The organism is Methylobacterium sp. E-065, from assembly GCF_022829605.1.
GTDB lineage: Bacteria > Pseudomonadota > Alphaproteobacteria > Rhizobiales > Beijerinckiaceae > Methylobacterium.
In genome coordinates, this window is the sequence record NZ_JAKSYD010000289.1 from 155,366 (window position 1) to 164,569 (window position 9,204).

A 9,204-nucleotide genomic window follows, 5' to 3' on the forward strand; every position below is an offset into this window, starting at 1 on the left:
CCTCCACCGGCGAGGAAGGTGTCTCGGTGGTCCGTCGTATCATGCACGGGCATCCGCCTTCGGTGCCGCGTTCGACGTATCCCCGCGCATCACTGCTTCATCGCGGTCGAGCAGCCGCAGTGCAGCCCGCACGACCTCGCTGGCGCTAGCAAAGCGGCCGGACTGGATGCACGCCCTCACGAGGGCGTCCTGCTCCTGGGTGATCGAGACAGTGAGTGTTCTGCGCACGGGCATGGCCATCGAAATGCTGTGCGGTGTACGAAGGCTTCTTACAAGCCCAATCCCGCCAGAGCCGGAAGATGGTCTGCTGCTGGACAAGTCCGGACCTTGCGGCAGATCGCTAGGATGGTGCGCGTTGTGTCGCTGGCGGAACGTCCGCTTCAGGGCGAAGGGTCAGGGTCCGGTCCCTACCCATAGCAGGCCTTGGGAAGGGCCGCTTCACAGGCGAGTGGTCAGGCCGGTGAGCCAATCCGGAGAGACGTTGACCAGCGCGGTTTCCGCGGCCTTGTCGTAGCCCGTGGCTATCATCAGACCCGTGGCTACCAGAACCAAGCCGAGGGCGGCCTTCAGCCCCTTGCCCAGGCTCATCATCCGGTCGCGCCAGCGCATCAGCACCTCGCGTGAGAGCGTGCCGAGCAGGAGCAGCGGCAAGGCTGCGCCGAGGCCGAACAGCAGCATGGTCAGCGCCACGATGCCGAGGTCGCGACCCTGGGAAGCGAGCAGCGAGGCCGCCCTAAGGGTCGGTCCGACGCAGGGGCTCCACACCGCCCCGAGCAGCACGCCAACGCCGAACTAGCCGAGCAGGCCGTCGGTCGTGAAGCCGCCGAACCGGCTCTCCGTCCAGTTGCTCATGGGTCCCGCCGCCACGGCCAGGCGGGTCTGGGCGGCCGGCACCATCAGGACCAGCCCGATCAGGATGAGCATGATGGCCGCGCCGGTTCGGAAGATGCCGGCGTCGAGACCGATGGCGAACCCCACGGTCGCCACGAACAGCCCAATGGCCACGAAGGACAGCGCGAGGCCGGCGGCGAGAGCGGCGGGGCCTAGCCGATGCTCCGATGCCGCCGCGCCCAGAACCAGCGGCAGGAGGGGCAACACGCAGGGAGACAACACCGAAAGGATGCCGGCGAGAAACGCGAGGCCGAACGTCGTCGCCATGGCCGACCTACAGGACCTTCTCGACGGCCCCCTGGATCCACTCCGGCTGGGTGTCTCCAACCGAGCGCCCAGTCTCTTTCTCACCCTTGAAGGTGATCAGGGTGCTCTGCGTCGTCACGTCGAACCGCTTCAACACGTCCTTGCGGCTGTCGAAGTCGACGTCGAACACCTGCAGGTCCTTGAAGCGAGGCTGTGCTTCCAGCTTGGCCAGGATCGGCTTCTGCGCCGCGCAAACGGTGCACCACGGCGCGGTGACATGGACGAGGATCGGCTTGCCCGCTTTCTGCGCCGCCTCGAAGGCGACGGGGGTGAAGGCGGCCTCAGCGGCATTTGCGCCTGTGCCGAACAGCAGGGGAGCGGCGGCCAGGGCGCCGAGCAGGATGCGACGGGTGGTCATGGGCTGTACGTCTCCTTGGTGATGGGTCGAGGCAAACGGGCTGCTCAATTGGATGCCTGCGTGACGGAGCGGTCGATATTCACGCGCTCGGCCCAATTCTTGGCGTCGGATTGACCCTTGAGGTCGATAAGACGGGCACCGCTGACATCGACATTCTCGAAGTCCGTGCCCGTCACCGTGGCGCCGGTCAGGTTGGCGCCTGACAGGTCCGAGCCCATCAACACCACGTCGGTGAGGTCGGCGTCCTTGAGATCGGCGTATTCCAGACGCGACCGGCCGAGGTTGGCACCCTTCAGGTTAGCGCCGGAGAGGTTCACCGACACGAACACGGCCCGCATCAGGCCCATGGACTGGTTCTTGATGTCGGCGCCGCCTTTGAGGTCGACCAGCGTGGCGCCGCTCATGTTGGCGCCCTTGAAGTCGCCGATGGGCATGGAGCGACTCAGGTCGGCGCCGCTGAGGTTGGCGTCGCGGGCGGTGATGCCGAACATCTTGGCATCTGCGAGCTTGGCGCCCGACAGGTCGGCCTTGATGAACCACGCCTGTTCGAGGTTCGCGCCGCTGAGGTCGGCGCCGCGTAGGTTGGCCTTGTTCAGCCGTGCGGTCCGCAGGTTGACCCCCCGGAGGTTCAGCTCGGAGAGGTCGAGACCGGACAGGGACTTGTCGTGCAGGTCGACCGGCTTGCCGTCCGCGGCCTTGATCATCGCCTCGACGTCGGCGCGGCTCATCTCGGCCTTGGTCATCGCGGGCGAGGACATGTCGGCCCCGAGCAGCAGGTCCTGTTCGGCCGCGGCGGGGCCGGCGGCGAGGACGGCGAGCATGAAGCTTAAGGCGAGGCGGCGCATCGGTTCACTCCCGGTGGGCGTCGCGCGTGGCGGGCGCCCTTATAGTGTTCGTTGTGTCGCGATGCTATGCCGACCCGCTGCACCCGGTCGGTGACCCAGGTCACACAAGTCCGGCGCGGCGGGAGAAAAACGCAACGCGAGCCGGACGATCAACCCGTCGTCATGGCCGGGGGGGGACGGCGCCAGCCATGACGGATGCCCAAAAGGTCGAACGTTGGATCGACCGGTTCCCGCTCCTTCAAGCGCTGAGCCCAGCGCACCTGCAAATCGCCCGCGGAACCGTCCACTTCCCGAAGCTGGACGCGGGCGCCATTGCCTACGAACTGGATGGCGAGTGCGCCAATTACCTGATGTGCCTGGAGGGGCGCACGCGGATCTTCCGCATGTCAGAGGCCGGGCGCGAGGTGCTGATCTACAAGGTCGGCCCTGGTGGCACCTGTGCCCTGACCACGCAGTGCCTCCTGTCCGGCGGTACCTTCCCAGCGCAAAGCGTCGCTGAGGAGCGGACCGAACTGGCGGCGCTACCGGTGAGCACGTTTCAACACCTGATGGGCGAGAGCGCCGCCTTCCGCAGCTTCGTCATGGACGACTACACGCGGCTGATGTCCGGCCTATTCACGCTCATCGATGAGGTCGCGTTCGCGCCGCTGAAGCAGCGTCTTGCACAACGGCTCCTGGCCGAGGCCGATCCGCGGGGTGTCGCGGCGGTGACCCATCAGAAGCTCGCAGACGACGTCGGCAGCGTACGAGAAGTGGTGAGCCGCATCCTGGCGCAATGGGCTGAGGCGGGTCTCATCGAACTGCGCCGCGGCGCAGTCGAGATAGTCGACCGTACGAGCTTGGAGGCCGCAGGTCGACGCTGATCCACGGCTTGCTGGTGTCTGCTTTCGAGGCCGAAGCAAATCCAGCTTTTCGACCGGGTTGGGTCGGGCGCGGAACGTCCGCTCCAGCGCAAAGTTCATTGCCCGCCCCCAGCCCGTTGTAGACCTCCGCGGAGGCGAGCATCAGATTCGACTACGAGAATAGGGATTGCGCCTCCATAAGGTGATCCGGATGCATGGCCTGCTCTAGATCAAAGCCAGGGTATTGCTCGACGATCGCCACGAGCAGCCGCGCCACATCCTCGTTCAAATAGATCGTTTGCGGAGCCAGCTTGGCCGTGTTGCGTTTGGCGTTTTTGAGATCATCCACGTTGGCATCGGGAAATCCAATCGTAACGAGCCAGTGAGTGACCTCCCCATACGTGCTGCGATGGCCTGTGGCGGGGTCAACCAGGCTCAGTCCCCACTCCCCTCGAACCAGTGCCCGCAGGAATTGCCGGTAGAGGTGTCCCAGAGGCCCGTCGCCGCGCAAACCCACGCCAGCTGCCCGCACGGGCGCTGCCATGGTGTGGTAGGCCTGCCAGGCCAGAAAATCGGGTAGTGTCTTCAACAGCCTGCCCGGCACGTAACCCTTGTCCTCGGGCCTACCCTGACCGCGACTCCACGACTTGAAGCGAACGATCGCCTCTCGTGCCTCAGCTACATTGCGCCAGGGCACACTATCGAAGGCCAAGTGCAACCTGCCCTGTACGGCGCGCTCGGTCGGCCGCGCCGGCCGCCGCTTGAAATCGTATTCCAGGTTGAGCCGAGTATTCTTCGTGATGGCAATGAGATCACTCTCAGTGTGGAATTGCTCTTGCAACGAGATCAGCGAGGTTTGAATATGCCGTTGTCCGGGTTGCCGATCAAGAAAAAGCTTTCGCATGTAGTCGTTGTGTTGATCCCGAGGAGCATGAGGTTTCACACCAGCTTTTGCCAGCACCGGTTAAGGATAGCCGGGTAGGAAGGCTCCAGTGAACACTCCACGGGTTCGCATGGGCACGGGCTGGGCCACTCGATGCTTTTCCTCGAGGATGTCTGCGGACCCGAAAACGCGTTCACGCACGCCCCGAAACATCTCGCACAGAGGGCCATTGAGCTCGAGTTCCTGCAGGGGAGCGTCCGTGAGGAACCCATCGGTGGTGGCGCTCACTACGGTGCGGTGCCCCGGCACCCCGGCTAAGATCTCACCCAGCAGGGCTCGCACGAAACCAGTGATATATGCGGCGAACCAGGGCGACGTGATCGCAGAGGGCGACATGGTATCCATACGGCCCGATCGAGGATCGAACACCCGCTTCTGCCGTACACCTTGGGCGGTCTTGCCATAAAGGCTGTTCCCGATCTCCTTCCACAACTGTCCGCGGAGCGAACCCTTGCCAGCTTGGTGTCGATGCAACTGAACGCGGCGGGTAAAGTTCTCGAAGATGGCTACGTCGGAGGCCCAGGGAACGACAATGCCTAGAAGGATCTCCACCTCCGCGCCTTGGTTGACGGCGGCAAAAATCTCAGGGGACGTGCAAACGCTGACGCCCTCCAACGGGAACAGCAGGATGCCATTGTCACGGACGGGCAAACTCGGACGAAGCGTGCCGGTGGGAAAGCTGAATCGCACCTGCGCTACCCCCATCACGTCCGGAGTGTAATCTTCCTTGTATCGAGAAATGAACGCTCGTGAATAATCGAGAGGTCTAAGCAGGCACATCACGCTCGTGTACGCGGCTGGAAGATCGAGATCGTAGTAGGTTCCTGGCTCTGCGGGCCCGAACGCATAAGACTCACCACGACCTCCATGATAACCCATCGCCGCGATCTCATCGAAGATCTGACGCGAAAATAGGGATTGTCGCTCAGTCGCGGTACGAAATCTGCCGGTGATATTGCTGTACAGGGTTTTCTTGAGCGTTTCGAAACTAAAGGACTTTTCAAGTGTGAGGCCGGTGCGCTCGATCTCCCGCCGCGCAACAGCCAATGCAAAGCCTGCCAGCGACGATGGCAAACGGATAAGACCGATCTCATCAGAAAGCCGCTGAAGCTCCAAGCCATAGTCCAGCGCAATTCGTGCATCCTGGAGCGCGTAAGCCTCGAACGCTGGTCGATTGCCCGCCAGCAGCAAATCCATGCGGTCGATTTGGTAGCCCGGCGGCAGCGGCACTTTGCTCGTACCGATCAGATTTGCAGCAGACTCCAAGCTCCCTCGCCCGGGCGTGAGGAGCATCGTATCGATATAACGTACGTATACTAGCCGAGCAGCGCCGCCTCGACCGCCGGCCCACACGGTCAAAGAACCACGGCGACCGGAAGACCGTTGCCGCGGCGTGACTTCACTGTCCTCGCTCCCTAGATCGAGATCATAACGGACTGATGCGGCTGTGAAGGTGCGACCAAAACCATCGAACTCACGCTTGCGGGGCCAGAAGTTATTAAAAGCCGTGATGTCCGCACGTAGGAAATGGCCGAACACCGTGACGCGATCAGGCCAGTCCGGAAGCACGCCTTCTTTTATGGCCTTTCGAATGCCAAGTTCGAGAAGGCGCTCCAGAGTTATTCTATGCCGTCGCGTCTTGCCGCGGGTGTAGCGAATCAGCTCGACCCTCTGGCCCCGAAAATCGAGCGTTAGCTGGTAGCTGAGAATCTGGTTGTAGGGCTTGCCCGTGACGGCATCGACCCGCGTGACCCATTCCGCATCGACCCCGCAGGCAATGTGAATGAGTGGAGCGATGAAGGGTTTTGATGTAGCCCGGGGGCGCGACTTGAGCGATGGACGGCGACCAGGTGGTGTAGCCCCGCTTGTGTCCCCATCGGAAGTTTTACACCTTTGAATTTGCGTTTTGAAATCAGCCATTTGCTTAGGTCCGACAAAAGATCTGAGAGGCATCGGCGCGCAAAGAAGGGGTCCGACGCGTCGGACCCCTTCCACAATCAATGGCTAAATTTATTCGAAGTCAGTGCACCAGGATGGAAGCTGAATTCTTCGGCCGATGCTGTAGAAACTAAGCATCCGGTTGAGATCCCGAAGGATCAAATCGGGCTTGTTCTCGTACTCGCCAGAAAATTCAGCAGGGTCCAGAACCATCACGGGTCGGTTCGAGAACCGGTCTGCGATGATGACCTGGCCGTCTTGAGTAAGACGGGCAGAACCCATGGTTGAGAGCAGAGCTCCTCCGGAACTGCCTGGTCCATTGATGTAAAGATCGTAGAGATTGTTTTGCCGTGCCATTTGGCGTTCCTTTTGCAGGTGCCGTTACAGTGAACGACGGGCAAAAGACGCAATGGCTCACACGATGCACGCGCGCAAAGGCGATCCACCACGTGCCTCTGCACGTCGGGGATCGCCTGATCAGGGCGAGGATCCCTCGGTATATCCGAGGAATACTGAGAGATTCTGCTCTCAGCGGAGCCGGCTCGCTTACGCTACTACCGGTACGAAGGACGCGATTATGCCCCTAAACTCCGAACCACACTCCCCTAGCCTGTCGAAGAGCCGATTATGACCTGAATGATCATAACTGAGCCTATCAACGGGTGCCGTGCAGGCACCAACTCGAGGCACTCCATATCGCTGGCGTGGCTGATCTGCACAGGATAAAATCCAGTACTTCAAGGGAGGTCAATCAAATAATTTTTGATCTAATTGTCAGCATTTGTTTTAAAATTTGAGTCTAGCGCGGTGCTAGCGCAGCAGTCTACTCCCGTCAATTAATACAAAGACTTAGCCGTGCTCGCGCTCAGATCATAATCCTTGTGTCGGCGGTTCAAATCCGTCCCTCGCTACCATCTAACTCATTGTTTTCGTTTGACGTACCCAACCCGCCCTCCGGCGGGTTTGACGTTTCTGGCGCCTTGGTTTGACGCCCGCTCGCGCTCCGACGCGCAAATTCTGCATCCAGAGAAGCCACCAGCGCCCGCATCTTCGGCGCCAGATCGGCCCCCTTCGCGTAGTGACGCGCCATCTCGATCGTGCGCTGCCCCAGCGCATCAGCGATCGCCCGCTCGTCGTGCCCGATCTCGCGCAGCACGACCGCCAGGGTGTGCCGGAGCCCGTAGAGCGTGAGCCCGGGCTGCACCTTCCCTGCCTTCTCCAGCTTCACCCGAATCGGCCGCCACGAGGCCCGAAACCCGCTGAGGGTCCACGGCCGTCCTTCCGAGTTTGCGCACAGCGTCGGTGCGGCGTGCTCGGGAGCGGCAGCAAGAACCATCGTGAGCGGTAGCGGCGCCGGCCAGAATACTGGCTCGCCCGTCTTGGCGCGACTCGTCGACAGCTCGCCGTCGCGAAAGGCCTCGCGCGGAAGGCCGAGCGCCTCCTTCGGCCCCAGACCGGTGAACATCATCAGCGCCACCGGCGTCAGAATGTGCGGCGGCGCAGCTGCGAGCACCGCCTCCCGCTCAGCGTCTGACCACGGCCGGTTCGCTTCGGGCTCGCCCTTCTTCTTACGGAGGTCCTTGATGCCTGTCGCCGTGTTGGCCGGCAGGTGGCCGCGCTCCGAGCCCCAGGCGAACAGTAGTGACAGCACCGCTTTCACGTAGTTGCCGAACCGCCGGCCCTTCCGCTCGGCCGCGCGGTCCCGGACCTTCACGACGAAGGGGCGGGTGAAGCGGGCGAGGTCGGTCCCGTCAATGTCCTTCAGGTAGTCGAGCACCTTCTGGTAATCGGACCGGGTCTGCGGCGCGAGATCCGTGAAGGCGGCGTGCGCCCGGTAAGCGACGATCAGGCTGCCGAGCGTGCCGACCTTCGGCGCCGCGGCCGCCTCGGCGCTCTTTCCGATCCGAGCCACCTCGGCGAAGAACGCGGCCGAACCGAGCGGGGCGGTCTTCAGGTCGATCTTCTCGTTGGTCGCCCGGTGGTAGCACCGCATGGCGCCGTGCCGGTCCGCGAAGATCTTGAACCCCTTCACCCGGATGCGCGTCAACCGAGCCTCGCCAGGATCTCGTCGTCGCTCTCCTGGGTCGTCTCGCGCTCCGGCAGCGCCTCGAAGAAGAGGTCGACCTGGGCGCGATCCCACAGCACACGTGTCCCGACCGCCTTCGGACGCGGCATCAGGCGCTCGCGCACCATCTCGTCGAAGGTGGTCGTCGAGACTCCGACGTACCGAGCGGCTTCGAGGCGCGAGAGACCCTTCGGAGCGAAAGCCAGTGCGGGGCGCTCGACCCGCTCTTCTGTGCGGACGCTACGCGGCATTGCCCCCTCCCCGTTCCTTCAGCCCGGCGCTGGCGGCCCACGCGAGGAAGGCCTGCCACATCTGCAGGTCGCTCTCCCAGCCGGCCTGCACGTTGTGCCAGCGGCCTTCTTCAACTCCGGCGATGTGCTCGCCGATCTCGCGGACGATCTGCGCTCGATCACGCTCGTCGACCTCGGGCCACTTCGCCTGAAGCCAGTCGCAGCAGAGGCCCGGCGCGTAGCTGTGGCGGCCGAGACAGTAGCGGACACCGGCCAGCATCATGAAGCTGTCGTCGCTCGTCATGCTGCCCCCGCGATGTCGAGCGCGTCGGCTGGGGCGATGACAGTTTTGAGCGGCAACCTAGATTTAATAGAGTCGCCTATATCCTGCCTATTGAATGTTCGGAGGCAGACAATGGCTGAGGATTTTAGAAGCGAAGTCCGGAGGTCGGCTCTGAAAACAGGGCAAATTTCTTTCGGGGCCCCACAAGACAGCCTCGACTGTCTCGTTTGGGATCTAAGCAAATCCGGGGCAATGATTAAAGTTGATGGGCATTCAGCCCCGCCAGATACATTCCGTCTGGTTTCGGCAGGTCTTTCGCTAAACCAACATTGTGAGGTGATATGGCGAAGTGAGCGAAAAATCGGCGTCAAATTTGGCGATTGATATTTACTCTGGAAGGCAGCGCGTGGACCGTTAGCGCCCTTTGTCAAATCGTGGGACGCGCATGTAATTTCAAAGACTGGATTTTTCATACAATCATTGTCATCGCACTCAAAGTTGCA

Annotated in this window: 10 protein-coding genes and 1 pseudogene; 1 reads left to right on the top strand and 10 read right to left on the bottom strand. The window is 62.2% G+C overall.

Translation table 11 applies throughout. The features are described 5' to 3' along the window. Positions 1 to 39: 39 nt before the first annotated feature. The 4 genes and pseudogenes from MKK84_RS32720 to MKK84_RS32735 all read right to left on the bottom strand — a co-directional run bounded on the left by MKK84_RS32720 (position 40) and on the right by MKK84_RS32735 (position 2,400). Positions 40 to 240, bottom strand: coding sequence for a type II toxin-antitoxin system ParD family antitoxin (locus MKK84_RS32720; protein WP_243926781.1), 201 nt, complete (start codon positions 238 to 240; stop codon positions 40 to 42). Positions 241 to 438: 198 nt separating this feature from the next. Then, positions 439 to 1,158: pseudogene (locus MKK84_RS32725) on the bottom strand (cytochrome c biogenesis CcdA family protein). 7 nt (positions 1,159 to 1,165) lie between these two features. Then, on the bottom strand, positions 1,166 to 1,555 hold the full coding sequence (locus MKK84_RS32730) for a thioredoxin family protein (protein WP_243926783.1): 390 nt from the start codon (positions 1,553 to 1,555) through the stop codon (positions 1,166 to 1,168). Between the two features lie 44 nt (positions 1,556 to 1,599). Continuing rightward, positions 1,600 to 2,400 (bottom strand): pentapeptide repeat-containing protein, encoded by an 801-nt coding sequence (locus MKK84_RS32735; RefSeq protein ID WP_243926785.1) that lies wholly within the window; start codon positions 2,398 to 2,400, stop codon positions 1,600 to 1,602. 188 nt (positions 2,401 to 2,588) lie between these two features. Between MKK84_RS32735 and MKK84_RS32740 the strand changes: the two genes are divergently transcribed. Then, positions 2,589 to 3,263, top strand: coding sequence for a Crp/Fnr family transcriptional regulator (locus MKK84_RS32740; RefSeq protein ID WP_243926786.1), 675 nt, complete (start codon positions 2,589 to 2,591; stop codon positions 3,261 to 3,263). 151 nt (positions 3,264 to 3,414) lie between these two features. Here the strand turns inward: MKK84_RS32740 and MKK84_RS32745 are convergent, their stop codons facing one another. From MKK84_RS32745 to MKK84_RS32770, 6 genes are all read right to left on the bottom strand, one after another. After that, on the bottom strand, positions 3,415 to 4,146 hold the full coding sequence (locus MKK84_RS32745) for a hypothetical protein (RefSeq protein WP_243926788.1): 732 nt from the start codon (positions 4,144 to 4,146) through the stop codon (positions 3,415 to 3,417). A gap of 60 nt (positions 4,147 to 4,206) precedes the next feature. Further along, positions 4,207 to 6,105 (bottom strand): DNA polymerase, encoded by a 1,899-nt coding sequence (locus MKK84_RS32750; RefSeq protein WP_243926790.1) that lies wholly within the window; start codon positions 6,103 to 6,105, stop codon positions 4,207 to 4,209. Between the two features lie 90 nt (positions 6,106 to 6,195). Then, on the bottom strand, positions 6,196 to 6,480 hold the full coding sequence (locus MKK84_RS32755; RefSeq protein WP_243926792.1) for a hypothetical protein: 285 nt from the start codon (positions 6,478 to 6,480) through the stop codon (positions 6,196 to 6,198). Between the two features lie 535 nt (positions 6,481 to 7,015). Beyond that, positions 7,016 to 8,170: a tyrosine-type recombinase/integrase gene (locus MKK84_RS32760; protein ID WP_243926794.1), complete on the bottom strand. Its 1,155-nt coding sequence runs from the start codon at positions 8,168 to 8,170 to the stop codon at positions 7,016 to 7,018. Further along, positions 8,167 to 8,439: a helix-turn-helix transcriptional regulator gene (locus MKK84_RS32765; protein ID WP_243926796.1), complete on the bottom strand. Its 273-nt coding sequence runs from the start codon at positions 8,437 to 8,439 to the stop codon at positions 8,167 to 8,169. The genes MKK84_RS32760 and MKK84_RS32765 overlap by 4 nt, the downstream gene beginning before the upstream one ends. Further along, positions 8,429 to 8,722 carry a hypothetical protein gene (locus tag MKK84_RS32770; RefSeq protein WP_243926798.1) on the bottom strand — a complete coding sequence of 98 codons (294 nt, stop codon included), beginning with the start codon at positions 8,720 to 8,722 and terminating at the stop codon, positions 8,429 to 8,431. Before MKK84_RS32770 ends, MKK84_RS32765 begins: the two co-directional genes overlap by 11 nt. Positions 8,723 to 9,204 lie beyond the last annotated feature (482 nt).

Coding starts and splice junctions, on each gene's coding strand:
- MKK84_RS32720 (WP_243926781.1), bottom strand. CDS start 240: ATGGCCATGCCCGTGCGCAGAACACTCACTGTCTCGATCACCCAGGAG.
- MKK84_RS32745 (WP_243926788.1), bottom strand. CDS start 4,146: ATGCGAAAGCTTTTTCTTGATCGGCAACCCGGACAACGGCATATTCAA.
- MKK84_RS32755 (WP_243926792.1), bottom strand. CDS start 6,480: ATGGCACGGCAAAACAATCTCTACGATCTTTACATCAATGGACCAGGC.
- MKK84_RS32750 (WP_243926790.1), bottom strand. CDS start 6,105: ATGGCTGATTTCAAAACGCAAATTCAAAGGTGTAAAACTTCCGATGGG.
- MKK84_RS32730 (WP_243926783.1), bottom strand. CDS start 1,555: ATGACCACCCGTCGCATCCTGCTCGGCGCCCTGGCCGCCGCTCCCCTG.
- MKK84_RS32770 (WP_243926798.1), bottom strand. CDS start 8,722: ATGACGAGCGACGACAGCTTCATGATGCTGGCCGGTGTCCGCTACTGT.
- MKK84_RS32740 (WP_243926786.1), top strand. CDS start 2,589: ATGACGGATGCCCAAAAGGTCGAACGTTGGATCGACCGGTTCCCGCTC.
- MKK84_RS32735 (WP_243926785.1), bottom strand. CDS start 2,400: ATGCGCCGCCTCGCCTTAAGCTTCATGCTCGCCGTCCTCGCCGCCGGC.
- MKK84_RS32765 (WP_243926796.1), bottom strand. CDS start 8,439: ATGCCGCGTAGCGTCCGCACAGAAGAGCGGGTCGAGCGCCCCGCACTG.